Annotated in this window: 21 protein-coding genes; 7 read left to right on the forward strand and 14 right to left on the reverse strand. The window is 63.5% G+C overall.

Going from position 1 to position 24,056, the window contains the following annotated elements; genetic code table 11:
- Positions 1-4: 4 nt before the first annotated feature.
- The 5 genes from creB to BM059_RS16080 form a co-directional block, all read right to left on the reverse strand.
- Positions 5-685 (reverse strand): two-component system response regulator CreB, encoded by a 681-nt coding sequence (creB, locus tag BM059_RS16060; protein ID WP_074939973.1) that lies wholly within the window; start codon positions 683-685, stop codon positions 5-7.
- 159 nt (positions 686-844) lie between these two features.
- Positions 845-1,285 (reverse strand): CBS domain-containing protein, encoded by a 441-nt coding sequence (locus BM059_RS16065; RefSeq protein WP_074939975.1) that lies wholly within the window; start codon positions 1,283-1,285, stop codon positions 845-847.
- A 63-nt stretch (positions 1,286-1,348) separates the two neighbouring features.
- On the reverse strand, positions 1,349-3,379 hold the full coding sequence (locus BM059_RS16070) for a methyl-accepting chemotaxis protein (protein WP_074939978.1): 2,031 nt from the start codon (positions 3,377-3,379) through the stop codon (positions 1,349-1,351).
- A gap of 161 nt (positions 3,380-3,540) precedes the next feature.
- Positions 3,541-4,050, reverse strand: coding sequence for a retropepsin-like aspartic peptidase RloA2 (gene rloA2, locus BM059_RS16075; RefSeq protein WP_074939980.1), 510 nt, complete (start codon positions 4,048-4,050; stop codon positions 3,541-3,543).
- Positions 4,051-4,163: 113 nt separating this feature from the next.
- Positions 4,164-5,402 (reverse strand): HD-GYP domain-containing protein, encoded by a 1,239-nt coding sequence (locus tag BM059_RS16080; protein ID WP_074939983.1) that lies wholly within the window; start codon positions 5,400-5,402, stop codon positions 4,164-4,166.
- 163 nt (positions 5,403-5,565) lie between these two features.
- Between BM059_RS16080 and BM059_RS16085 the strand changes: the two genes are divergently transcribed.
- The 7 genes from BM059_RS16085 (at position 5,566) to BM059_RS16115 (ending at position 13,526) form a co-directional block, all read left to right on the forward strand.
- Positions 5,566-6,459 (forward strand): acyltransferase, encoded by an 894-nt coding sequence (locus BM059_RS16085; RefSeq protein ID WP_074939986.1) that lies wholly within the window; start codon positions 5,566-5,568, stop codon positions 6,457-6,459.
- Positions 6,460-6,737: 278 nt separating this feature from the next.
- Positions 6,738-7,646: a glutamate/aspartate ABC transporter substrate-binding protein gene (locus BM059_RS16090; RefSeq protein ID WP_037005479.1), complete on the forward strand. Its 909-nt coding sequence runs from the start codon at positions 6,738-6,740 to the stop codon at positions 7,644-7,646.
- Positions 7,647-8,052: 406 nt separating this feature from the next.
- The gene (locus tag BM059_RS16095; protein ID WP_074939989.1) at positions 8,053-8,799 is read left to right on the forward strand and encodes an amino acid ABC transporter permease; all 747 of its coding nucleotides are present in this window, start codon (positions 8,053-8,055) and stop codon (positions 8,797-8,799) included.
- Entirely contained in the window at positions 8,796-9,464 is a 669-nt protein-coding gene (locus BM059_RS16100) for an amino acid ABC transporter permease (RefSeq protein WP_179526525.1), read from the forward strand. The genes BM059_RS16095 and BM059_RS16100 overlap by 4 nt, the downstream gene beginning before the upstream one ends.
- Entirely contained in the window at positions 9,461-10,195 is a 735-nt protein-coding gene (locus tag BM059_RS16105; protein WP_074939991.1) for an amino acid ABC transporter ATP-binding protein, read from the forward strand. Before BM059_RS16100 ends, BM059_RS16105 begins: the two co-directional genes overlap by 4 nt.
- A gap of 128 nt (positions 10,196-10,323) precedes the next feature.
- Positions 10,324-12,207: a sensor histidine kinase gene (locus BM059_RS16110; protein WP_074939993.1), complete on the forward strand. Its 1,884-nt coding sequence runs from the start codon at positions 10,324-10,326 to the stop codon at positions 12,205-12,207.
- Positions 12,204-13,526 carry a two-component response regulator AauR gene (locus BM059_RS16115; protein WP_074939996.1) on the forward strand — a complete coding sequence of 441 codons (1,323 nt, stop codon included), beginning with the start codon at positions 12,204-12,206 and terminating at the stop codon, positions 13,524-13,526. Before BM059_RS16110 ends, BM059_RS16115 begins: the two co-directional genes overlap by 4 nt.
- A 160-nt stretch (positions 13,527-13,686) precedes the next feature.
- Here BM059_RS16115 and fdhA read toward each other — a convergent pair whose 3' ends face one another.
- From fdhA to BM059_RS16155, 9 genes are all read right to left on the reverse strand, one after another.
- Positions 13,687-14,886, reverse strand: a complete 1,200-nt coding sequence (gene fdhA, locus BM059_RS16120; protein WP_074939998.1) for a formaldehyde dehydrogenase, glutathione-independent — start codon at positions 14,884-14,886, stop codon at positions 13,687-13,689.
- A 262-nt stretch (positions 14,887-15,148) separates the two neighbouring features.
- Entirely contained in the window at positions 15,149-16,012 is an 864-nt protein-coding gene (purU, locus tag BM059_RS16125; protein ID WP_074940001.1) for a formyltetrahydrofolate deformylase, read from the reverse strand.
- Positions 16,013-16,146: 134 nt separating this feature from the next.
- A complete protein-coding gene (locus BM059_RS16130) occupies positions 16,147-16,776 on the reverse strand; it encodes a sarcosine oxidase subunit gamma (protein WP_074940004.1) in 630 nt (209 codons plus the stop codon).
- Positions 16,769-19,792: a sarcosine oxidase subunit alpha gene (locus BM059_RS16135; RefSeq protein ID WP_074940005.1), complete on the reverse strand. Its 3,024-nt coding sequence runs from the start codon at positions 19,790-19,792 to the stop codon at positions 16,769-16,771. Before BM059_RS16135 ends, BM059_RS16130 begins: the two co-directional genes overlap by 8 nt.
- A complete protein-coding gene (locus BM059_RS16140; RefSeq protein ID WP_037003385.1) occupies positions 19,789-20,115 on the reverse strand; it encodes a sarcosine oxidase subunit delta in 327 nt (108 codons plus the stop codon). Before BM059_RS16140 ends, BM059_RS16135 begins: the two co-directional genes overlap by 4 nt.
- Before the next feature lie 188 nt (positions 20,116-20,303).
- Positions 20,304-21,554 carry a sarcosine oxidase subunit beta family protein gene (locus BM059_RS16145; protein WP_037005249.1) on the reverse strand — a complete coding sequence of 417 codons (1,251 nt, stop codon included), beginning with the start codon at positions 21,552-21,554 and terminating at the stop codon, positions 20,304-20,306.
- A 66-nt stretch (positions 21,555-21,620) separates the two neighbouring features.
- Entirely contained in the window at positions 21,621-22,874 is a 1,254-nt protein-coding gene (gene glyA / locus BM059_RS16150) for a serine hydroxymethyltransferase (RefSeq protein ID WP_074940007.1), read from the reverse strand.
- Positions 22,875-22,965: 91 nt separating this feature from the next.
- Positions 22,966-23,139 carry a hypothetical protein gene (locus BM059_RS25405; RefSeq protein WP_167364578.1) on the reverse strand — a complete coding sequence of 58 codons (174 nt, stop codon included), beginning with the start codon at positions 23,137-23,139 and terminating at the stop codon, positions 22,966-22,968.
- Positions 23,140-23,568: 429 nt separating this feature from the next.
- Positions 23,569-23,868, reverse strand: coding sequence for a hypothetical protein (locus BM059_RS16155; protein WP_074940009.1), 300 nt, complete (start codon positions 23,866-23,868; stop codon positions 23,569-23,571).
- Positions 23,869-24,056 lie beyond the last annotated feature (188 nt).

A 24,056-nucleotide genomic window follows, 5' to 3' on the forward strand; every position in this document is an offset into this window, starting at 1 on the left:
AGCTCTAGGCCTCCGGCTCGTAGCTGTAACCGAGACCACGATGGGTCTGGATCGGCTCTTCGCTCGGGGCGATGGCGCGCAGTTTGGCGCGCACGCTCTTGATATGGCTGTCGATATTGCGCTCGTAGCCGGCCTCGCTGGCCACGCCAAGGGCATCGAGCAATTGCTCGCGCGAATAGACCCGTCGTGGCTGACCGAGCAATGTACGCAGCAGGCGGAATTCATGGCGGGTCAGGCTCAGCGCCTGGCCGTGGTAGTGAATGCGAAAGGAGGCATCGTCGATCTGAAAGGTGCTCGGCGCACTGGCTGCAGGCGCTTCACGTGGCGCCACGCGCTTGAGAATGGCCTTGACCCGCGCGGCTACCTCGCGCGGGCTGAAGGGCTTGACCACGTAGTCGTCGGCGCCGATCTCCAGGCCCACCACGCGGTCGATCTCCTCGCTGCGCGCGGTGAGGAAGATCACCGGCACCTCGGAGAAACGGCGTAGGCGCTTGCACACGTCGAAACCACTGATATCGGGCAGGCCGACGTCGAGAATGGTCAGGTCGAAGGTGCCGTTCTCCAGCAGCGTCAACGCCTCGCCACCGAGGCTCGTCCACTGCGTGACGAAGCCTTCGGCCTGCAGGGCATAGACCAGCGTATCGGCAATTGCGGCTTCGTCTTCGACTATGAGTATCTGCGGCATCGGGCGTCCTGCACCTGTGGGGCGACGGCAGGAGACTGCCGAGCGCGGGAGCCAGCGTCAAGCGAGGGATAGGCGGGCAAGTGAAACCCGCCAGTCAGGTATTGGCGGGTTTCACCCGCCCTACGGGACAAACGCCGCTATTGCATCCGGGCTACCCGTTCAGGGAATCTCGCCGCGAATGTACTGCTCCAGCTGGCGGATCAGGTCAGCCTGCTCGGCGATGGTTTCCTTGACCAGGTCACCGATGGACAGCAGGCCGATCAACTCGCCTTCGGCCAGCACTGGCAGGTGGCGCAGGCGCCGCTCGGTCATCAGCTCCATGCAGTGCTGAAGGCTATCGCGCGGGCCGACGCTGATCACGTCGCGGGTCATGATTTCGCTGATCTTGGCGCCCAGCATGGAGCGCTCGGCCAGAGCCACTTTGCGCACGTAGTCGCGCTCGCTGACGATGCCCACCAGGCGACCACCGGACAGCACCACCAACGCACCAATGCCCTTCTCCGCCATGATGCGCAGTCCATCGAGCAATGAATCATCCGCGTCGATGCTGTAAAGAAGAGCGTTCGACTTGGTTCTGAGGACTTCGGCAACCGTTTTCATGCTGGGGCTCCGTGTTGTTTGCATTGTTTTTAGCAGAGTTGGCCAGCCAGGTCAGCCTCGACCTCAGTCGAGACTGAAGCGCCCGGTATTCTGCGCCAGCCCTTCGCTGCCCCTGCGCAGTTGTTCGGCAGCGCTGCTCACGGCCTGGGCACCATCGAGCAGTTGGCCGGCAGCCTGATCGACCTGCTGGATGTTGCCACTGACCTCATCGGCAGTCGCCGCCTGTTGCTCGGCGGCCGTGGCGATCTGCGCCAGGCGGTCACTGACGCGCTGCACCGAGTCGACGATGTTCTGCAACTCGTCGCCCATGGCCAGCACGCTGCCGATATCGCCATCGGCCTGGCTGCAGGCCTCTTCCATCAGGGTGACCGACTGGCCGACCACGCGCTGCAGGTTGTCCACGGTCTGGGCGATTTCCTGGGTCGAATCCTGGGTGCGCTTGGACAGCGAGCGTACCTCGTCGGCGACTACGGCGAAGCCTCGCCCTGCCTCACCGGCACGCGCGGCCTCGATGGCGGCATTGAGCGCCAGCAGGTTGGTCTGCTCGGCGATGCCCTTGATTACCTCGACCACGCGGTTGATCTGTTGGGTCTGGTCACGCAGTTGCTGCAACGCCGCCGCGCTGTCGCCCAGGCGACTGCTGAGATGGCGCATGCTGGCGCTGGTGCGCTCGCTGCGCTGGTTACTGCTGAGCGCCACTTCACGGGTCTGTTGCGCTTCCATAGCCGCCTGCTCGCAGCTTTGCGCCACGCTCTGCGCGGTGGCGGCCATCTGCGTCGCCGCGGTGGCGATCTGGCTCATTTGTGCCTGTTGCTGCTCGACAGCGTCCAGCGCATCGCGTGCCTGGCCACCGAGCAGTTGCACCGTGCTGTCCAGTTGCTGGCTTTCGCGGTTGACCCCCTGCAGAGAGTCACGCATCTGCTCGACTGCGGTATTCAGTGCCTGAGCGATGGCGGCCAGGTCGTCACGGCCGTTGACTTCCATGCGCACGCGCAGGTCGCCGTCTCGCAGGCCACGCGCAGCGTCGATGATGTTGCTGGTGCTGATGCGAATAGAGGCGTTCAGACACATCAGCACGTACATCGCCAGCAGGGTCAGCACGATGAAGGCGCCAATCACCTCGATCATCGAATGCAGCGCCTGTTGCCGGTAATGGCCGAGGCTGGCGGAGAACTGCTGGTAGATCGCCTGCTGCAGGCTCTGCAATTGGGTCTCCAGCGCTTCGACGCGTTGCACGAACTGCTCAGGCGTGAGTGCCATGGGACTGGCCTCGAACATGTCGCGGTCGATCTGGGCGAGGAATTCATCGAACGCCTTGAGCGAGGCATCGAAGGGCGCGCTCAGTTGACGCATCGCCCGCGGCGCCTCGCGCGACAGGGTGATCTGCGCCTTGACCAGTTGCGCCCGCTGCTCGTCCAGGCTGCGTCGCAGGTCGCGGATCAGTACTCGGCTTTGCAGGGTGAAATGCTGCGAAACCACGGCGCCATGGCCTTGAGCGGCGAAGGTGCCGAGCTGCTCGAGCAGCCGCGGCATGACGTAGGTGATCTGCTCCATCATCAGGTAGGTATCGAGGCGTGGATCGAGGATCAGGGTGCTGTCGGTCGCCACTTGCTCGCGCAGGGCAATCAGCGACAGCAGCGCCTTCTGGTAGCGCTCCAGCGCATCCGGTAGGGCAACCTTGGTCAGCCCGGCAGCTCGCAGACCATCACGCTCGCTCTGCAGGGCCTGGAAATGCTGGCGCGCCTGGTCACTGATCAGCTCGCTCTGCAGCGGCTCGGCCGCTTGCTGCAAGGCCTCATCGAGCTTGCCCTCACGTTGCTGCAGCAGCCCCTGAGCGGCATTTTCGGTGCCTTTCCAGCGCGCCAACAGCGTGCGCTGGGCGACCAGCTCATGCTGTACCTGCGCCATGCGTTCCAGTGCCCGCGCGCCTTCAACCTCGTAGTCCACGGATTGCAGGCGCGACAGGTAGTCGCTGCTGATGATCCACAGCGCGTAACCCAACGGAAGCGCGAACAACAGGAACACCAGCTGGAACTTGTGGGCAAAACTGAAACGCTGTAGCAGCCGTACACCCGGCTTGAGTACTCCCGTCATAGCGACACCTCAGTACCTTTAGGGCCTACAGGCCTGGCAAAGAATTGCACGAAGCAAAAAGCAGGCCCGGCTGTCCTGGGTATGAGGAAGTCGTTACAGGGCACTCTCGACGAGTGTAATGGCCAATGGGTATCAGCCTTTTCCGAAATGCGACAATTAACTCAGCATTGGGGACGATCGCGGGTGTAACGCTCGGCTGGGTCCACTGCCGCACCAAGATCGCGCATGGCACTGGCGCCGATCAGCAGTGGGTAGCTGAAGGTGCTGCGGTCGGTCAGGTTGACCTCGATGGTGCGCTCTTCCTCGCCCAGGCAGATCGGCATCTCGATCACCGGACGCTGCGAGTAGGCGACTTCCTTGACCTCGGCGTCGCCCTCTTCGGTGCGCTTCTTGATCTCTGCGATGCGCACCAGCGGGTGTTCGTAAACCGTATCTTGGGCGCCGTCGACGGCCAGGCGGAAGCGTACCCAGTCCTCACCATTGCGCTCGAAGGGTTCGATGTCCTTGGCTGACAGCGAGGCCGTCATCGCGCCGGTGTCCATCTTGGCCTTGAGGGTCTGGCCCAGAGCGGGGAGCTTGATCAGTTCGTAGCGGCCGTAAAGGTCCGGTTGTTCATCGGCCATGGCCGGCAGGCTGATGGCAGCGGCCAGCAGGAGCAGAGCGTATTTCAAGGTTCGGTCCTCTCGTTTGCGGTGACCGAACCTCCGACTGCTCTGCGCCTGACATGTTCCGCCGAAAGCGTTACAGCGTGCTGCGAACCTACGACTATGGATGCAACAGCCTGTCAGCGACCGCGCCCCTCAAGCTCCATCCCGCTCCAGAGTTCATCGAGCCGTTCGAAGCCCCACTCCTCGGCCGATTCACGACCGACGATGCGGTCCTGGTCGGTGACCTTGCTCAGGTCAACGACGCTCTGCGGCAACGGCAGGCGCGACTTGGCCGAGAAAAACACCTTGACCCTGGGCGCCAGCAGCGCCTTGGGATTCTGCTCCATGACCACCGCCAGGCGCCCGCTCTGCAAACGCACCAAGGCGCCGACCGGGTAGATGCCCACGGTCTTGACGAAGGCCTGGAACACCAACTCGTCGAAATGCCCTTTCCACTCGGCCATCTTGCGGATCGACTCGGCCGGGTCCCAGCCCTGCTTGTAAGGCCGGTTGGAGGTGATGGCGTCATACACGTCGCACACCGCGCCCATCTTCGCCAGCAGGCTGATCTGATCGCCCTGCAGGTGATGCGGATAGCCACTGCCGTCGACCTTCTCGTGGTGATGCAGGCAGACGTCGAGCACCAGCGCGCTGACCTGCTTGCTGGCGATCAGAATGCTGCCACCCTCCTCCGGATGACGGCGCACCGTGGCGAACTCGTTGTCGGTGAGCTTGCCGGGCTTGTCCAGCAACTCCTGCGGCACCGCCATCTTGCCGATGTCGTGCAGCAGCCCGGCCAGGCCGGCTTCACGCACGGCAGCCTCGGGCAGGCCGAGCTGACGCGCCAGAGCGATCATCAGCGCGCAGACGGCGACCGAGTGCATGTAGGTGTATTCGTTGCTGTGCTTGAGCCGCGCCAGGCTGATCAGCGCATTGGGGTGGCGCATCACCGACTCGGAGATTTCCTCGACCAGCGACTCGGCCTGCTCGAACTGCAGCGCCTGGCCCATGCGCGCATCGCAGAACATGTCCATCACCGCCTGCTTGGAGCGCGCGCAGAGCTTCACCGCCTGCTCCAACTCCTGCTCCATCGACAGCGTCTTGATCTTTGGTGGCTCGATGGCGGCCAGCAGTCGCGCCTCGGCTTCGCACTGGACCTCGGCTTCGGTCGCGGCCTGGACGCCAGCGGCGACATCGGCGCCCCTGCTGACATCGATCCACAACTCGCTGATCGCGCTATCGCGAATACGAGCGAGATCTTTTTCGGAGTTGAGGAGAAACTTGGACTTCCAGAAGGGATGATCCATCCAGGAGCCGCAGAACTCCTGAATGAACATTCCGACGCGTAGATCAGCGACGGCGATCCGTTTGAGCATGATGCGTACCGGCAGATTGAGGCGCCTTCCGTGGGCAGGGTGTCCCGTGGTTACGATCATCGGGTTATAGACGCTGATCTGGCAATAGGCCAGTGGGGGCACACTTTGAGCAATCTGTCGCGCTTGCATAAGATGACCGCTCACCGCCCGCCATGGAGTCGACATGCGCCCTCTGCTGACCGGCCTAGCCAACATCGTCCTGCTGCTCGCCAACACCTTGATATTGATCGGCCCGCTGCTGCTGATCGCCCTCGGCAAATTCGTGCTGCCCGGGCAGAGCGCCCGCGACGCCTGCTCACGCGGGGTGATGTGGGTGGCCGAATTCTGGGCGGAAAACTGCAAACGCATCTTCGCCTTGCTCACCCCGACTCACTGGGACATTCGCGGCAATGCTGACCTGCGCAGCGACCGCTCCTACCTGGTAATCAGCAACCATCAGTCCTGGGTCGACATTCCGGCGCTGGTGCAGGCGTTCAATCGCAAGACACCGTATTTCAAGTTCTTCCTCAAGCAGCAGTTGATCTGGGTTCCCTTTCTTGGCCTGGCCTTCTGGGCGCTCGATTACCCCTTCATGAAGCGCTACTCCAAGGCCTTCCTGCAGAAGAATCCGCACATGAAGGGCAAGGATCTGGAGATCACCAAGGCCGCCTGCGAGAAGTTCAAGCGCCTGCCGGTGACCGTGGTGAACTACCTGGAGGGCACTCGCTTCACCCCACGCAAGCAGGCCCAGCAGCAGTCTCCCTATCGCTACCTGCTCAAGCCCAAGGCCGGCGGCGTGGCCTTCGTACTCGCTACGCTGGGTGAGCAGATCGACGCCGTGCTGGACGTCACACTGGTGTATCCCGGCAAGCAGGTGCCGGGCTTCTGGGCACTGCTCAGCGGCCAGGTGCCGAAGGTGATCATGGATATCCAGACCCTGGAACTCGACCCGGCGCTGTACCAGGGCGACTACGAGAACGACGCTGCATTCCGCCAGTACCTGCAGGACTGGGTAAGCCAGCTGTGGCGGGACAAGGACGCCCGGATCGAGCAGTTGCGCGAGCGCGCCACATCCTAGGGTGCGTGCGCACCGATGCTGCAGAGCCATTGCTGCGCACGCCTGGGCGGCCCTGCGAGCCTTGCCGTTCGGCTTTCCGAACGAGCCACCCCTACTTATTCGCCCAGCCGAACGCATTACTTCGCCGAATAAAAATAAATTCTTTTAAATTCAGATAATTAACTGATGATTAGGTACTGGCACATATCCTGCTCCGTCCTCCTCAGGAATGCGATAGACCTTCCCTGAGCAAAGTGGCGTACCGCGCCATCACAACAACAACATCGAGGACTCGATTCATGCGTACCTTCCACCGTGTACTGAGCGTGGCCATTGCCGCTGCCGTCCTTTCCACTCCGGTGATCGCCGAGGAACTGACCGGCACCCTGAAGAAGATCAAGGACAGCGGCACCATCACCCTGGGTCACCGCGATTCGTCCATCCCCTTCTCCTACTTCGGCGACAACTCGCGTCAGCCGATCGGCTACTCCCACGACTTGCAACTGAAAGTGGTCGAGGCGCTGAAGCAGGAACTGGGCATGCCGGAGCTGAAGGTGCGCTACAACCTGGTGACCTCGCAGACCCGTATCCCGCTGGTGCAGAACGGCACCGTCGATCTGGAGTGCGGCTCCACCACCAACAACATCGAGCGCCAGCAGCAGGTCGACTTCTCGGTTGGCATCTTCGAGGTGGGCACCCGCCTGCTGGCCAAGAAGAGCAGCGGCATCAACGATTTCGACGACCTCAAAGGCAAGAACGTGGTGACCACCGCTGGTACCACCTCCGAGCGCCTGATCAAGTCGATGAACGCCGAGAAGAAGATGGGCATGAACGTGATTTCCGCCAAGGATCACGGCGAGTCTTTCCTGATGCTCGAATCCAACCGCGCCGTCGCCTTCATGATGGACGACGCCCTGCTCGCGGGCGAAATGGCCAAGGCCAAGAAGCCGGATGACTGGGCCGTGGTCGGCACCCCGCAATCCTTCGAGATATACGGCTGCATGGTGCGCAAGGGCGACGCTGGCTTCAAGCAAGTGGTCGACAAGGCCATCAGCGCCACCTTCGCTTCCGGCGAGATCAACGATATCTACAACAAGTGGTTCCAGCAGCCCGTCCCACCGAAGGGTCTGAACCTGAATTTCCCCATGAGCGACGAGCTGAAGAAGCTGATCGCCAACCCGACCGACAAATCTGCAGAACAGATCTGACGGTGATGCGCCGCCACGCTCACAAAGCGTAGCGGCGCGGGGACTCCGGGGAAGCCAGCGGCTTCCCCAACCTAATTTCTGACGAAGCCGAGACCATCCGCCCAGGCGGATACGAGCGACTCTTGCCTTCGTCAAAGTAGAAACATATCCACGATCTCGCGAGCTAGAGCTATGCAAGGCGTAACGACCAACGGGAGTAACAGCCAAAGGCTGGCCCGAAGGGCGAGCGCCAGCGAGTAAAACAGACGAGGAAGCGGAGTGTGCTGTAGCACATGAGCATGACTCACTTCGTTCGCCCCCTCGGGGCCGCACTGAAGTGCGTTAGTCGCAAACGACTTCCGAATCTGCTTTTAACGCAGCAGAGCCGACGCGCAGCAGATCGTTTCCTCACAAGAGGGAATCTGCAATGAATTACAACTGGGACTGGGGTATCTACTTCAAGTCCACCGGCATCGGCAGCGAGACCTACCTGGACTGGTTCATCACCGGCCTGGGCTGGACCATCGCCATCGCCCTGGCTGGCTGGATCATCGCCCTGGCGCTGGGCTCGCTGCTCGGCGTCATGCGTACCCTGCCGAACCGCTGGCTGTCCGGCCTGGCCACGGCCTACGTGGAAATCTTCCGCAACGTGCCACTGCTGGTGCAACTGTTCCTCTGGTACTTCCTGGTGCCGGATCTGCTGCCCGAGCCGCTGGAGCTGTGGTTCAAGCAGGATCTCAACCCGGCCACCTCGGCCTACCTGTCGGTGGTGGTGTGCCTCGGTCTGTTCACTGCCGCGCGGGTGTGCGAACAGGTGCGTACCGGCATCGAGGCGTTGCCCAAGGGGCAGACTGCAGCGGCCTACGCCATGGGTTTCCGCATGCCGCAGATCTACACCAACGTGCTGCTGCCGCAGGCCTACCGCATCATCATTCCGCCGCTGACCAGCGAATTCCTCAACATCTTCAAGAACTCCTCGGTGGCATCGCTGATCGGTCTGATGGAGCTGCTGGCACAGACCAAGCAGACCGCCGAATTCAGCGCCAACCTGTTCGAGGCCTTCACCCTGGCCACGCTGATCTACTTCACCCTGAACATGAGCCTGATGATGATCATGCGCCTGATCGAGAAGAAGGTCGCCGTGCCGGGCCTGATTTCCGTAGGGGGTAAATGATGGACTTCAGCGAAATCATCCCCGCTCTGCCGGGCATGTGGGACGGCATGCTGGTGACCCTGCAGCTGATGGTGCTGGGCGTGCTCGGCGGCGTGGTGCTGGGCACCCTGCTGGCGCTGATGCGCCTGTCGCACAGCAAGCTGCTGGCCAATATCGCCGCCACCTACGTCAACTACTTCCGCTCGATCCCGCTGCTGCTGGTGATCACCTGGTTCTACTTCGCAGTGCCGTTCATCCTGCGCTGGATCACCGGCGAAGACACACCGGTGGGGGCGTTCAGCTCGTGCCTGGTGGCCTTCGTGATGTTCGAGGCAGCCTACTTCTGCGAGATCGTCCGCGCCGGCATCCAGGCCATCCCCAAGGGCCAGATGGGCGCTGCCTCGGCCCTGGGCATGACCTACGGCCAGAGCATGCGCCTGATCATCCTGCCGCAGGCCTTCCGCAAGATGACGCCGCTGCTGCTGCAGCAGAGCATCATCCTCTTTCAGGACACCTCGCTGGTGTACACCGTGGGCCTGATGGACTTCCTCAACGCCGCTCGTTCGCGTGGCGACATCATCGGCCAGCCCCATGAATTCCTGATCTTCGCCGGCCTGGTCTACTTCACCATCAGCTTCGCCGCCTCGCGCCTGGTCAAGCTCCTGCAAAAAAGGTTAGCCGTATGATTTCCATCCAGAACGTCAACAAGTGGTACGGGGACTTCCAGGTGCTGACCAATTGCAGCACCGAGGTGAAGAAGGGCGAAGTGGTGGTGGTGTGCGGGCCGTCCGGCTCGGGCAAGTCGACCCTGATCAAGTGCGTCAACGCGCTGGAGCCGTTTCAGCAGGGTGACATCAACGTCGACGGCACCTCGATCGCCGACAAGAAGACCAACCTGCCCAAGCTGCGCTCGCGCGTCGGCATGGTGTTCCAGCACTTCGAGCTGTTCCCGCACCTGACCATCACCGAGAACCTGACCATCGCGCAGATCAAGGTGCTCGGCCGCAGCAAGGCCGAGGCCGAGAAGAAGGGCCTGGCCCTGCTCGAGCGCGTCGGCCTGGCTGCCCATGCGCACAAGCACCCTGGCCAGCTCTCCGGTGGTCAGCAGCAGCGCGTGGCCATCGCCCGAGCCCTGGCCATGGACCCGGTGGTGATGCTGTTCGATGAACCGACCTCGGCGCTCGATCCGGAGATGGTCAACGAGGTGCTGGACGTGATGGTGCAGCTCGCCCACGAGGGTATGACCATGATGTGCGTGACCCACGAGATGGGCTTCGCCCGCAAGGTCGCCGACCGAGTGATCTTCATGGACGCCGGGCAGATCGTCGAGGATTGCCCCAAGGAAGAGTTCTTCGGCGACATCAACGCCCGCTCCGAGCGCGCTCAGCAGTTCCTGGCGAAGATCCTGCAGCACTGAACGACATGTGGCCCCGGATTGCATCCGGGCTACAGGTAGGGTGCGCTGTGCGCACCAATGCCTCCGCACCACAAGCCGGTGCGCGCGGCGCACCCTACTTCGGGTATCTGGCCAGTCTGGGGAGGACTATGATGCAATGCCTGCCCGCCCCTTCTCGCGCCGATCTGACCGTGAAACCGCGCCTGCTCCGTCACCTGTTGCTGATTCTGCTGTTCCTGCTGCTGGTGCTTGGCTGCGGCTACGCCGGCTATCACATCAGCGACCGCGCCGGTATCCGCGCGCTGGCCGAGAACGGCGAGCGTCAGCTGGAGCTCAACGCCCGCGCGGTGGAAAGCGAAATCACCAAGTACACCTACCTGCCCAGCCTGCTGGAGCTGGAAGGCAATGTCTCGCGCCTGCTGCTGGCGCCCACCGCCTACCGCCGTCATCACGTCAACATGTACCTGCAGGGGCTCAACGAGCGCAGCGGCAGCCTGGCCATCTACGTGCTCGATCCGGACGGCCGGGTGATCGCTACCAGCAACTGGGACGAGGCCGACAGCTACCTCGGTGAAGACCTGTCGTTTCGCGCCTATTACCAGGACGCCATCAAGGGCCGCCCCGGCCGTTTCTATGGCATCGGCAGCACCACCGGCGAGCCCGGCTACTACCTGGCCCATGGTCTGCGCGACGGCAATCGCATCATCGGCGTGGCGGTGGTCAAGGTGCGTCTCGACGCCCTCGAAGAACGCTGGCAACGCGCCTTGCTGGAAGCCTACGTCAGCGACGAGAACGGCATCATCATCCTCGCCAGTGATCCGATGGTGCGCCTCAAGGCCGTGCGCCCGCTCAACGATGAGACCAAGGAGCGCCTCGCACGCAGCCTGCAATACCACTGGGCGGCGCTGGAGGAGTTGCAACTGTTCAACCGCTCGCCGCTGGACAACGGCATCGAACAGGTCAGCTTCGCCACCGCCGGGGTGCCCGCCAACTACCTGCTGCAAACACGTCGCCTGGAAGACACGCCCTGGCATCTGACCCTGCTCAGCCCACTGCAGGAACAACGCAGTGCGGCTATGAGCCACGGCACGCTGGCAGCCGTGGCGGCGGCCCTGCTGGCCTTCCTGCTGATCGCCTGGAACGAGCGCCGCAAGGTCATCGCCACCCGCCTAGCCGCCCGCGAGGCACTGCAAGCGGCCAACGACGAGCTGGAACGCAAGATCACCGAGCGCACCGCCGACCTGCAGGCCAGCAATGAACGCCTGCAAGCCGAGGTGCGCGAGCGCAAGCAGGCCGAAACCACGTTGCGCCAGGCCCAGGACGAACTGGTGCAGGCCGGCAAGCTGGCGGTGATCGGGCAGATGTCCACCAGCATCGCCCATGAGCTGAACCAGCCGCTGGCGGCGCTGCGCACGCTGTCCGGCAATGCCGTGCGCTTTCTCCAGCGCGGCGCCCTGGATGTCGCCAGCAGCAACCTGCAGAACATCGCCGAGCTGGTCGACCGCATGGGCAAGATCACCGGTAGCCTGCGCGCCTTCGCCCGCCGCACCGGCGACAGCGGCGAGGCCTCGCTGCAACAGGCTGTGGATGCGGCCGTGCTGCTCCTGCACCCGCGCCTGCAACGCACCAGCATGAAGATCCATCGCGACTATCTGCCCCCGGAGCAGGACGAGGTGCGCCTGGCCATCGAACAGATTCGCCTGGAGCAGATTCTGGTCAATTTGATCAGCAACGCCCTCGACGCCATGCGCGACCAGGTCGACCGGCAACTGTGGCTAAGCGGTAGCGCCGACAACGACGGTTACCGCCTGGAGGTCCGCGATAACGGCCCCGGCATTGCCCCGGAAACCCGCGTGCACCTGTTCGAACCCTTCTTCACCACCAAACCCGGCGAGCAGGGTCTTGGCCTCGGCCTGACTCTTTCCGCCAGCCTTGCCGCCGCGGCCGGTGGCAGCCTCACCGTACGCCACCCCGAAGAAGGCGGCACCGCCTTCATCCTCAGCTTGCCCTACCCGCGAGAGCCCAACGCATGAGCGACCGCCTCACCGTCCTGATCGTCGAAGACGATCCCCATGTGCTGCTCGGCTGCCAGCAGGCCCTGGCGCTGGAGGAAATTCACAGCATTGGTGTCAGTAGCGCCGAGGAAGCGCTGGCGCAGGTCGATGCGGACTTCGCCGGCATCGTCGTCAGCGATATTCGCCTGCCCGGCATCGACGGCTTGGAGCTGCTCACCCGCCTCAAGCAGCGTGACCCAAGCCTGCCGGTGGTGCTGATCACCGGTCACGGCGATATTGGCATGGCGGTCAGTGCGATGCGTGACGGTGCCTACGACTTCATGGAAAAACCTTTCTCCCCCGAACGCCTGGTGGACGTCGCCCGCCGCGCTCTGGAACAACGTAGCCTGGCCCGTGAAGTCAGCGCCCTGCGCCGCCAACTGGCCGGCCGTCAGGCGCTGGAACAACGCATCATCGGCCGCTCGCCGGCCATGCAACAGTTGAGGGAGCTGATCGCCAACGTCGCTGACACCAACGCCAACGTGTTGATCGAGGGCGAAACCGGCACCGGCAAGGAATTGATCGCGCGCTGCCTGCATGACTTCAGCCGGCGGCAGAACAAGCAGTTTGTCGCACTCAATTGCGGCGGCCTGCCGGAGAGCCTGTTCGAGAGCGAAATCTTCGGCCACGAGGCGCACGCCTTCACCGGCGCCGGCAAACGGCGCATCGGCAAGATCGAACACGCCGACGGTGGCAGCCTGTTCCTCGACGAGATCGAGAGCATGCCGCTGGGACTGCAGATCAAGCTGCTACGCGTTCTGCAGGAGCACAGCCTGGAGCGCCTGGGTTCGAACCAGTCGATCAGGGTCGACTGCCGGGTAATCGCCGCCACCAAGTCCGACCTCGACGAGTTGGGCAAGCGCGGCGAGTTTCGCAGCGACCTTTACTACCGCCTCAACGTGGTGACCCTGGAACTGCCGCCACTGCGTGAACGCCGCGAGGACATTGCCCTGCTGTTCGAACACTTCCTGCAACTCGCCGCTCTGCGCTTCGACCGCGGCGTGCCGGAACTGGATCGGCACACCCTGGCCGCGTTGATGGCGCACGACTGGCCGGGCAACGTGCGCGAACTGCGCAACGTCGCCGAGCGTTTCGCCCTGGGGCTGCCGGTGTTCAAGAAAAGCGGCCTGGCCGACAGCAACGGCCCCGGCTTCAACGAAGCGGTAGAAGCCTTCGAGCGCAACCTGCTGGCTGGCGCGCTGGAGCGCCACGACGGCAACCTCAGCCAGGCCGCGCAGGCGCTCGGCCTGGCCAAGACCACGTTGTTCGACAAGGTGAAGAAGTACGGGCTGCAATAACCGCCGCCCTGGTAGGAGCGACTTCAGCCGCGAAAAAGGCAAGGCCGCAACGGCTTCATGACAAACAAAAAGGGAGCCCGCAGGCTCCCGAAAGAAGACGCCAACAACTGCGCCTTTGCCGTGAAAGGTAGCGACCTGGGACTAAACCCAGGTCATGCCGTCACGCGGCGCTGAAGCTCTTGTGCGGATCGATGACGAATTTCTTCGGCACGCCGGCATCGAACTCGCCGTAACCACGCGGTGCCTCGTCCAGGCTGATGACCTGCACGCCGACCACTTCGGCGATGTTGATACGGTCCCACATGATCGCCTGCATCAGTGCGCGGTTGTACTTCATCACCGGGGTCTGGCCGGTATGGAAGCTGTGCGACTTGGCCCAGCCGAGGCCGAAGCGAATGCTCAAGCTACCGATCTTCGCCGCCGCATCTACCGCGCCCGGGTCTTCGGTGACGTAGAGGCCGGGAATGCCGATCTTGCCGGCTACGCGCACGACCCCCATCAGCGAGTTGAGCACCGTGGCCGGCGCTTCCTGCTGCGCACCCGCATGGCCGTGGCCACGCGCTTCGAAGCCCACCGCATCGACCGCGCAATCCACCTCCGGCTCACCCAGCAGATCGGCGATCTGCTCATGCAACGGCGTGTCCTTGGACAGGTCGGCGATTTCGAAGCCCTGAGCCTTGGCATGCGCCAGGCGCGTTGGGTTGACGTCACCGACGATTACCACCGCAGCACCGAGCAAACGCGCCGACGCAGCAGCTGCCAGACCGACCGGGCCGGCGCCAGCGACGTAAACGGTGGAGCCTGGGCCAACACCGGCAGTGACCGCACCGTGATAGCCGGTGGGCAGAATGTCGGACAGGCAGGTCAGATCGCGGATCTTCTCCATGGCCTTGTCGCGATCCGGCAGCTTGAGCAGGTTGAAGTCGGCGTAAGGCACCAGCACATACTCGGCCTGGCCGCCGGTCCAGTCGCCCATGTCGACGTAGCCGTAGGCACCGCCGGCACGCGCCGGGTTGACGGTCAGGCAGACGCCGGTGTGCTGTTCCTTACACGAACGGCAGCGGCCGCAGGCGACGTTGAACGGCACGGAAACCAGATCACCGATCTGCAGGCGCTCGACATCACGGCCCTTCTCGATCACCTCGCCGGTGATCTCGTGACCCAGCACCAGGCCGACCTGCGCGGTGGTACGGCCACGCACCATGTGCTGGTCGGAGCCGCAGATATTGGTGGAAACGACTTTGAGGATGACCCCGTGCTCGATCTTCTTGCCGCGCGGGTCCTGCATTTTCGGGTAGTCGATCTTCTGCACTTCGACCTTGCCCGTACCGAGATAAACCACACCACGATTACCAGACATGCGTAACTCTCCTTTCTTGTTGTGGACACAAGACGCGACCGATTGGCCACGCTGCCTTGCACTGGAGCTTGTTGCGTCTGTTGCCGGAAACCGCCGGTAATACCTGGCAGGGCGGGTTCCGTAGGTTGGGCCGGGCGGCGATCCGCTTCAGCCCACCAATAGAGTTCTTCGTTGCGACTGGTGGGCTAAAGCCCGCCCTACGAATAGCGTCGTTACCGTAGGGTGGGCTTTAGCCCACCAAATATTCGGGTTGGCGATGCGTTCAGGCGTTGAGCACCACCGTGCGGTTGGCGTTGAGGAACACGCGGCGCTCGATGTGGTAACCGACCGCGCGGGCCAGGGTCAGGCATTCGATGTCGCGGCCCTTGGCGATCAGGTCTTCGGGGTAGTGGGCGTGATCCACCGCCTCCACGCCCTGGGCGATGATCGGCCCCTCGTCGAGGTCGTTGTTGATGTAGTGCGCCGTGGCGCCGACCAGCTTGACGCCCTTCTGGTAGGCCTGGTGATAGGGCTTGGCGCCCTTGAAGCCGGGCAGCAGCGAGTGATGAATATTGATCGCCCAGCCGTCCAGCTTGCGGCACAGCTCCGGCGACAGCACCTGCATGTAGCGGGCGAGCACCACCAGCTCCGCGCCGGTGTCCTCGATCACCTGCAGCACCTTGCGCTCCTGCGCCGGCTTGTCGGCCGGGTCGAGCGGAAAATGGTGGTAGGGAATGCCGTGCCAGCGCGCCAGCGGCTCGAGATCGGGATGGTTGGACACCACCGCCACCACGTCCATAGCCAGTTGGCCGATGCGCTGGCGATACAGGAGGTCATGCAGGCAGTGGTCGGCCTTGGACACCATCAACACTACCTTGGCGCGATAGCCCGGCGGGGTCAGCTCGACCTGCATGTCGAAGGGCGCCAGACGCTCGGCCACGCCGGCGCGGAAGGCGGCTTCATCGAAGTCCTGCGGTTGGCGGAACTCGACGCGGATGAAGAAGCGCGAGGACAGCCGATCATCGAAGCTGTGATGCTCGGTGACGTAGCAGCGCTGCTCGAAGAGAAAGCGCGTGACCGCGTCCACGGTGCCGAGCACGCTCGGACAATGGGCGGTGAGAATCCAGGTGTCGGGGGTGCGGCTCATAACAAACTCCGATGATTTTCACCCCTCTCCCGCTTGCGGGAGAGGGGCCGGGGGAGAGGGCCGCCGGTACAACGCTATCCGCCCTTCCCCTCTCCCCAGCCCTCTCCCCAGAGGGGAGAGGGAGCCGTTCGATATCAGGCCTCAACGGCGAGACCGTACTCGGCGCTGGCATCCTGCAGCCACAACCAGAAGTAGTCGGAGAAGCTGCGGCGAATCACCAGCTCCCAGGTCTCTTCGCCGGTGTGGCGAATCACCAGCTGCGACTTGGCGAACACGGTGCCTACCGCCTTGCCGACCGGGAAGTTGCTCGGGTGCACGTCGTAGCTGCTGGACTTCATCAGCAGCTCGCGCACCTTCGGCCCGGACAGCTCCAGCAGGGTTTGCCCGCCGCTGACGTTGACCACCGAGAAATGCTGACCGTCCAGCGCTGTACGCAGCTTGCGCTCGACCTCGAACTCGCTGCCGCCAGGCACGATCAGCAGCCACTCGTCCGGGCCCAGCCACTGTAGTGAGGTGTCGCCGTCGGCTACCAGGGTCAGCGCCACCGGCAGCTCCAGGCCCAGGGCCTTGTGCACACCGCCGGAGAAGCCAGCGTCCTTGACATCCCCACGAATGACCAAGTGCCCGCGCAGTTTCTTCTCGCGCAGGGTGATGCCGGCGTTCTTGCGGCCCTTGCCAACCAGCTCATGCAGGCCGGCGTGATGCAGCGGCGACTGCCCGGCGATGTCGGCGGGACGTTGTTGGTAGACGTTGACGTTAGACATTCTGGCGATCCCCTTTCGGGTCATAGAACACGGAGCTGCAGATTTCGGCTTCGATCAGGCTGCCATCGGCCAGCGGCGCGAACACACGCTCGCCCATGCGCTTGAGACCGCCCTTGACCACCGCCATGGCGAAGCTGTAACCCATGGCCGCGCTCATGTAGCTGGAGGTGACGTGGCCGACCATCTGCATCGGGATGGAATGTTTCGGGTCGAACACCAGTTGCGCGCCTTCCGGCAGCACCTGGTTCGGGTTGACCGGTTTCAGCCCGACCAGCTGCTTGCGGTCTTCGCGCAGGCAGTCGTCGCGGTTCATACCGCGCTTGCCGATCCAGGAGAACGGCTTGGTGCGGCCGACGCACCAGCCCATGTTGAGGTCGTCCGGGGTCACCGAGGCGTCGGTGTCCTGACCAACGATGATGAAGCCCTTCTCGGCCCGCAGCACGTGCATGGTCTCGGTGCCGTAAGGGGTCAGGTCGAACTCCTTGCCGGCTTCGATGATCTGCTCCCACACGCCCAGGGCGTAGTCGGCCTGCACGTTCACTTCATAGCTCAGCTCGCCGGTGAAGGAGATGCGGAACACCCGCGCCGGCACGCCGCCGACCAGGCCTTCCTTCCAGCTCATGAAGGGGAAGGCGTCCTTGTCCAGGTCGATGTCGGTGACCTTGGCCAGCAGCTTGCGGCTGTTGGGGCCGGACAGGGTCATGGTCGCCCAGTGGTCGGTGACCGAAGTGAAATACACCTTCAGCTCCGGCCATTCGGTCTGGTGGTAGATCTCCAGCCACTCCATCACGCGGGCAGCGCCGCCGGTGGTGGTGGTCATGACGAAATGGTTGTCGGCCAGACAGGCGGTGACGCCGTCGTCGAAGACCATGCCGTCTTCCTTGCACATCAGGCCGTAGCGCGCCTTGCCCACGTCCAGCTTGGTCCAGGCGTTGGTGTAGACACGGTTGAGGAACTCACGGGCATCCGAGCCCTGGATGTCGATCTTGCCCAGGGTCGAGGCATCGAGAATACCCACGCTGTTGCGCACGGCCAGGCACTCACGGGCCACGGCGGCATGCAGGTCCTCGCCATTTTTCGGGAAGTACCAGGGGCGCTTCCACTGGCCGACGTCCTCGAACTCGGCGCCGTTCTTCACGTGCCAGGCCTGCATCGCGGTGTAGCGCTTGGCATCGAACAGGGCACCACAGTGCCGGCCAGCCACGGCGCCGAAGGTCACCGGGGTGTAGTTCGGACGGAACATGGTGGTGCCCATCTGCACGATGCTGATGCCCATCGAACGCGCGGCGATGGCCAAGCCGTTGATATTGCCCAGCTTGCCCTGGTCAGTGCCGAAACCCAGTGCGGTGTAGCGTTTGACGTGCTCGACCGACTCGAAGCCTTCACGCGTCGCCAGCTCGATACCGGCAGCGGTGACGTCGTTCTGCAGGTCGACGAACTGCTTGGGCGCACGCGCCGTGGACTTGTCGTGCGGCACCTGGAACAGCGCCAGCATCGGCTCTTCCTGGCGCGCCTCGGCCTGCGGCAGGCTGCCGCTGACGGCCTTGTAACCAGCCTCGGCAGCTGCCTTGGCGCCGGCCTCGAAACCGTTGGCGAGTACGTCGCCGAGGGCGAACACGCCATTCACCGCACCGGCGTCGATGCGCTGCTGGATACCGTTACCCGGCCCCGGCACGAAACCGAGGATGTCTTCACGCCACTCCGGGCGACCGCCCAGGTGCGAAGCCAGGTGCACTACCGGGCTATAACCGCCGGAGCTGACGATCAGGTCGCAGTCGACCACTTCGCCGGGGCTGGTGACCTTGTGTGCCTTGGTATCGATGGCGCAGATACGCGCGCCTGTCACGCGCTTGCTGCCGCGCGCCTCGACCACCGCGCTGCCGGTGAGGATGCGCACGCCACGTGCACGTGCTTCCTCGACCCAGGCGCCGCGCGGGTTGCTGCGTGCATCGGCGACAGCCACCACCTTGCGCCCGACATCGAGCCAGTCGAGCACCACGCGGTAGGCATAATCGTTGTTGGTCGACAGCACCAGTTCCTGCCCAGGTGCCACGCCATAACGGCGGACGTAGGTCGACACGGCGCCAGCCAGCATGTTGCCGGGCACATCGTTGTTGGCGTACACCAGCGGCCGCTCGTGGGCGCCACTGGCCAACACCACACGCTTGGCACGCACGCGGTGCATGCGCTGACGGGCCTGCCCCATCGGAGCGACTTCACCGAGGTGATCGGTTAGACGCTGATGGATGGTGAGGAAGTTGTGGTCGTGGTAACCGTTGACTGTGGCGCGTGGCAGCAGGGTGACTTCCGGCAGCGTCTTCAGCTCGGCGATGGCCTGCGCTACCCATTCGGCGGCAGGCTTGCCATCCAGGGTTTCACGGGTGTCGAGCAGGCTGCCACCGAACTCTTCCTGCTCATCGGCGAGGATCACTCTCGCACCGCTGCGGCCGGCCGCCAATGCGGCAGCCAGGCCGGCAGGGCCGGCGCCGACGATCAGCACGTCGCAGTGCTGGTTCATCTGGTCATAGATATCCGGGTCGACCTCGGTGGGCGAACGGCCCAGGCCTGCGGCCTTACGGATGTACTTCTCGTAGGTCATCCACAGGTTCTGCGGATACATGAAAGTCTTGTAGTAGAAACCGGGCGGCATCATGCCGCCGCCAACCTTGCCGAGGATACCCATCAGGTCGGTGTTGACGCTTGGCCAGCCGTTGGTGCTGCTGGCCACCAGACCGCTGTACAGCGCCTGCTGAGTGGCACGCACGTTGGGGATCTGCGCGGCTTCGCTAGAGCCGATCTGCAGCACGGCGTTGGGCTCTTCGGCGCCCGCCGCGACGATGCCGCGTGGCCGCGAATACTTGAAACTGCGACCGACGATGTCGACGCCGTTGGCCAGCAGCGCGGCGGCCAGGCTGTCGCCGGCGAAACCCTGGTAGGTCTGGCCGTTGAAGGTGAAGCTCAGCGGTTGGCTGCGGTCGATGCGACCGCCCTTGGCAAGACGATTGACCTGGCTCATGCCGTTACTCCTTCTGCCACGGCTTGCTTGTCGGTGGCCCCAGCCGCAGTGACCGACGGTTTCTCGCCGACCTTGTAGGTCTCGAGGATCTCGTAGGTCACGGTGTGGCGGGTGACGTTGAAATACTTGCGGCAACCGGCCGCGTGCACCCACAACTCGTGGTGAATGCCGCGCGGGTTGTCACGGAAGAACATGTACTCGCCCCACTCAGCATCGCTGCAGGCGTCAGGGTCAAGCGGGCGGGCGATATGCGCCTGGCCCTTGGCATGGAATTCCTCTTCGGAGCGCAGTTCGCCACAGTAGGGGCAGAAGATGTGCAGCATGGTGGCCTCCTGAAACACTCCCCGCTCGCAGATGCCAACGGGGTTTATCTTGTCTCCCCTCTCCCACTTGTGGGAGAGGGGTCGGGGGAGAAGGCTACGGCGTTGGCCGAACCACCCTCTCCCGCCCTTCGGGCACCCTCTCCCGCAAGCGGGAGAGGGTCATCAGATGTCGCGCTGCACGCGACCTTTTAGTGAGCCACCGCCGCAGCGCCGTGCTCGTCGATCAGTGCGCCGGTGTGGAAACGATCGATGGAGAACGGCTTGGCCAACGGGTGCATTTCGCCCTTGGCCAGGCTGGCAGCGAACACGTGACCCGAACCCGGCGTGGCCTTGAAGCCACCGGTACCCCAACCGCAGTTGAAAAACAGGTTGTCCACCGGGGTCTTGGAAATGATCGGGCAGGCGTCCGGGCAGGTGTCGACGATGCCGCCCCACTGGCGGTTCATGCGCACCCGCGAGAGCACCGGGAACATCTCGACGATGGCCTGCAGGGTGTGCTCGATGGTGTGGTAGGAACCACGCTGGCCGTAGCCGTTGTAACCGTCGATACCGGCACCGATGACCAGGTCGCCTTTGTCCGACTGGCTGATGTAGCCATGCACGGCGTTGGACATGATCACGCTGTCGATGATCGGCTTGATCGGCTCGGACACCAACGCCTGCAACGGGTGCGACTCCAGCGGCAGACGGAAGCCGGCGAGCCCCGCCATGTGCCCCGAGTTCCCGGCAGTGACCACACCGACGCGCTTGGCACCGATGAAGCCCTTGTTAGTTTCCACGCCGATCACCGCGCCGTTCTGCTTGCGGAAACCGATCACCTCGGTGTTCTGGATCAGGTCGACGCCCAACGCATCGGCGGCACGCGCATAACCCCAGGCCACGGCATCGTGACGGGCCACACCACCGCGACGCTGCACGGTGGAACCCATCACCGGGTAGCGAGTGTTCTTGCTGCAGTCGAGGTAGGGAATCTCCGCCTCGACCTGCTTGGCATCGAGCAGTTCGCCATCCACACCATTGAGGCGGTTGGCGCTGACGCGGCGCTCGGCGTCACGCATGTCTTGCAGGGTGTGGCAGAGGTTGTAGACGCCACGCTGGGAGAACATGACGTTGTAGTTGATGTCCTGCGACAGCCCTTCCCACAGTTTCATCGCGTGCTCGTAGAGCTGCGCCGACTCGTCCCACAGGTAGTTGGAACGCACGATGGTGGTGTTGCGCGCGGTGTTGCCGCCACCGAGCCAGCCCTTCTCCACCACGGCGACGTTCTTCACGCCGAATTCCTTGGCCAGGTAGTAGGCCGTGGCCAGGCCGTGACCGCCACCGCCGACGATGACCACGTCGTATACCGGCTTGGGTGTCGGGTTGCGCCACATGCGCTGCCAGTTCTCATGGTGGCTGAACGAGTGCTTGAACAGGCCGAAGCCGGAATAACGTTGCATGGGCATGCTCCAGGGTTCTACTCCCCTCTCCCGCTTGCGGGAGAGGGGCCGGGGGAGAGGGTTGGCTTAGCGATACACCGGATAATCCGCGCACAGCCCGGCCACCAGCTTGGCCACCTGCGCCTCGACATCGGCATCGCCGAGGTGATCGAGGATGTCGCAGATCCAGCCGGCCAGCGCCTGGCATTGGGCAACCTTGAAGCCACGGGTGGTGACGGCTGGCGTACCGATGCGGATGCCCGAGGTCACGAACGGCGATTGCGGGTCATTGGGCACGGCATTCTTGTTCACGGTGATGCCGGCACGGCCAAGGGCGGCGTCAGCCTCCTTGCCGGTCAGGCCTTGCTTGATCAGGCTGAGCAGGAACAGGTGGTTGTCGGTGCCACCGGAGACCACCTCGTAACCACGCTCGATGAACACCCTGGCCATCGCCTGGGCGTTGTCGATGACCTGCTGCTGGTAGGTCTTGAACTCAGGCTCCATGGCTTCCTTGAAGCACACGGCCTTGGCCGCGATCACGTGCATCAGCGGGCCACCCTGGGCACCGGGGAATACGGCGGAGTTGAGCTTCTTCTCGATCTCTTCGTTGGCCTTGGCCAGGATCAGGCCGCCGCGCGGGCCGCGCAGGGTCTTGTGGGTGGTGGTGGTGACCACATCGGCAAAGGGAATCGGGTTCGGGTACAGACCGGCGGCGACCAGACCGGCGACGTGCGCCATGTCGACGAACAGCAGCGCGCCAACCTTGTCGGCGATGGCGCGAAAGCGCGGGAAATCCAGGGTCTTGGAGTAAGCGGAGAAGCCGGCGACGATGATCTTCGGCTTGTGCTCCACGGCCAGGCGCTCGACCTCGTCGTAGTCGATCAGCCCGGTGGCGGTATCCAGCCCGTACTGCACAGCGTTGTACAGCTTGCCCGAAGACGACACCTTGGCACCGTGGGTCAGGTGACCGCCATGGGCCAGGCTCATGCCGAGGATGGTGTCGCCGGCATTGAGCAGAGCCAGGTACACGGCGCTGTTGGCCGAAGAACCGGAGTGCGGCTGGACGTTGGCGTAGTCGGCGCCGAACAGGGCCTTGGCGCGGTCGATGGCGAGCTGCTCGACCTTGTCGACGTACTCGCAGCCACCGTAGTAACGCTTGCCCGGATAGCCTTCGGCGTACTTGTTGGTCAGGCCGCTGCCTTGCGCTTCCATCACCCGCTGGCTGCAGTAGTTCTCCGAAGCGATCAGCTCGATATGCTCTTCCTGGCGGCGCTCCTCCTGATCGATCGCCGTGAGCAACTCGTCGTCGTAACCCTGAATCTGATCCTGCTTGCTGAACATCTCGACTCTCCTGCAGCGCCTGAAGGCGGCGGTCTTGGACGGGCGGGCCGGCAAGGCCCTGTGCAGCGATGGTAGGGCCGCCCCTGCCCCCTCAAATGCCTGCCAACGCCGCGAGAGCATTCGTTTGCGACATGGCCTTGTCGCAATCAGGCGTGTCGAGATCAGTTCGCTGTTTTGCGCACAAATAACGGGGATCAAGCTGTGGATAAACCGTGCACAGTGCTCCTCGCCCCAGCGCCTGCAGGCACTCCAGGGAAAAGATCATTTCCTGATCGATATCAAGCAGTTAATAACGCAGACCATGCACAGAAGCCGTGGACTAGCCTGTGGAAAAGCTGTCAACAGATGGCCAGGGGCTTGGCCAGCCGTGGCCTCGGCAGCGCTGTTCGATATCCATACACCCACGCAGACGCCCTGGCTTATCCACCAGCGACATGAGCGAAAGACGAGGATCGGTTGGGGATATGCACAGAAGATGTGGATGACACTGTGCATAGGCTGTTCGACATGGGCCAGCAGCCAGGGCTGCCGCGGCCTGCCGGGATGCGGCTAAAAATCGAACAGGATCAAAGAGATAGACCAGGCTTGTGCACAAATACTGTGGGCGCCGCTGTGCATGGCCTGTGGAAACATGGCGCCAGGCCAGAGCCCATGGGGCTCCGGCGCCAGCGCCTGCTATTTGCTCAACGACGCCTCACGGCTTGAGCTTGCCAGCACAGCTGCTGGAGGCATTCACCAGACGCTGCTGCATGGCAGGGTCAGGCGGGGATTGGCGGCTGATTTCTTGCAATTCGGCTTCGCTGAATTCCTTGCTGACATTGGTCGCAGCGCAGTCGCAATAAGCGCGCAGTTGTGGCTCCTCGTAGCCTGCCGGTGCGCCAGCGATGCACTGCTGAACGAACTCGTTCTTGGCATTATCCGACCACTCGGCGGCGGAAACGGGCAGCGCCACGGCCAGCGGCAGGGCAAAGGCGAGCAGGTGACGATAAGTCATAGGAAACTCCTTCTCTTGATTGCGGAAGACGGATCGAATGCCGCCCTCTGGTAGGTGTGAACCCCTGTAAACGCCTCAAGTTCCATTTTCGAGCCGAACGGCCGGCCACGCTTCGACTGCTGAGTACGCATCAGCGCAACAACTCGTCGCCGCGACGGACGCCTGGCAGACAGCCGCAGAGTAAAGTG

Origin of the sequence: Ectopseudomonas composti (assembly GCF_900115475.1) — a bacterium.
Classification (GTDB): Bacteria; Pseudomonadota; Gammaproteobacteria; order Pseudomonadales; family Pseudomonadaceae; genus Aquipseudomonas; species Aquipseudomonas composti.

Excerpts from the sequence above, each read along its gene's own strand:
- creB (WP_074939973.1), bottom strand. The coding sequence starts at position 685 with ATGCCGCAGATACTCATAGTCGAAGACGAAGCCGCAATTGCCGATACG.
- BM059_RS16065 (WP_074939975.1), bottom strand. The coding sequence starts at position 1,285 with ATGAAAACGGTTGCCGAAGTCCTCAGAACCAAGTCGAACGCTCTTCTT.
- BM059_RS16070 (WP_074939978.1), bottom strand. The coding sequence starts at position 3,379 with ATGACGGGAGTACTCAAGCCGGGTGTACGGCTGCTACAGCGTTTCAGT.
- BM059_RS16080 (WP_074939983.1), bottom strand. The coding sequence starts at position 5,402 with ATGCTCAAACGGATCGCCGTCGCTGATCTACGCGTCGGAATGTTCATT.
- BM059_RS16085 (WP_074939986.1), top strand. The coding sequence starts at position 5,566 with ATGCGCCCTCTGCTGACCGGCCTAGCCAACATCGTCCTGCTGCTCGCC.
- BM059_RS16090 (WP_037005479.1), top strand. The coding sequence starts at position 6,738 with ATGCGTACCTTCCACCGTGTACTGAGCGTGGCCATTGCCGCTGCCGTC.
- BM059_RS16095 (WP_074939989.1), top strand. The coding sequence starts at position 8,053 with ATGAATTACAACTGGGACTGGGGTATCTACTTCAAGTCCACCGGCATC.
- BM059_RS16100 (WP_179526525.1), top strand. The coding sequence starts at position 8,796 with ATGATGGACTTCAGCGAAATCATCCCCGCTCTGCCGGGCATGTGGGAC.
- BM059_RS16105 (WP_074939991.1), top strand. The coding sequence starts at position 9,461 with ATGATTTCCATCCAGAACGTCAACAAGTGGTACGGGGACTTCCAGGTG.
- BM059_RS16110 (WP_074939993.1), top strand. The coding sequence starts at position 10,324 with ATGATGCAATGCCTGCCCGCCCCTTCTCGCGCCGATCTGACCGTGAAA.
- BM059_RS16115 (WP_074939996.1), top strand. The coding sequence starts at position 12,204 with ATGAGCGACCGCCTCACCGTCCTGATCGTCGAAGACGATCCCCATGTG.
- fdhA (WP_074939998.1), bottom strand. The coding sequence starts at position 14,886 with ATGTCTGGTAATCGTGGTGTGGTTTATCTCGGTACGGGCAAGGTCGAA.
- purU (WP_074940001.1), bottom strand. The coding sequence starts at position 16,012 with ATGAGCCGCACCCCCGACACCTGGATTCTCACCGCCCATTGTCCGAGC.
- BM059_RS16130 (WP_074940004.1), bottom strand. The coding sequence starts at position 16,776 with ATGTCTAACGTCAACGTCTACCAACAACGTCCCGCCGACATCGCCGGG.
- BM059_RS16135 (WP_074940005.1), bottom strand. The coding sequence starts at position 19,792 with ATGAGCCAGGTCAATCGTCTTGCCAAGGGCGGTCGCATCGACCGCAGC.
- BM059_RS16140 (WP_037003385.1), bottom strand. The coding sequence starts at position 20,115 with ATGCTGCACATCTTCTGCCCCTACTGTGGCGAACTGCGCTCCGAAGAG.
- BM059_RS16145 (WP_037005249.1), bottom strand. The coding sequence starts at position 21,554 with ATGCAACGTTATTCCGGCTTCGGCCTGTTCAAGCACTCGTTCAGCCAC.
- glyA (WP_074940007.1), bottom strand. The coding sequence starts at position 22,874 with ATGTTCAGCAAGCAGGATCAGATTCAGGGTTACGACGACGAGTTGCTC.
- BM059_RS25405 (WP_167364578.1), bottom strand. The coding sequence starts at position 23,139 with ATGATCTTTTCCCTGGAGTGCCTGCAGGCGCTGGGGCGAGGAGCACTG.
- BM059_RS16155 (WP_074940009.1), bottom strand. The coding sequence starts at position 23,868 with ATGACTTATCGTCACCTGCTCGCCTTTGCCCTGCCGCTGGCCGTGGCG.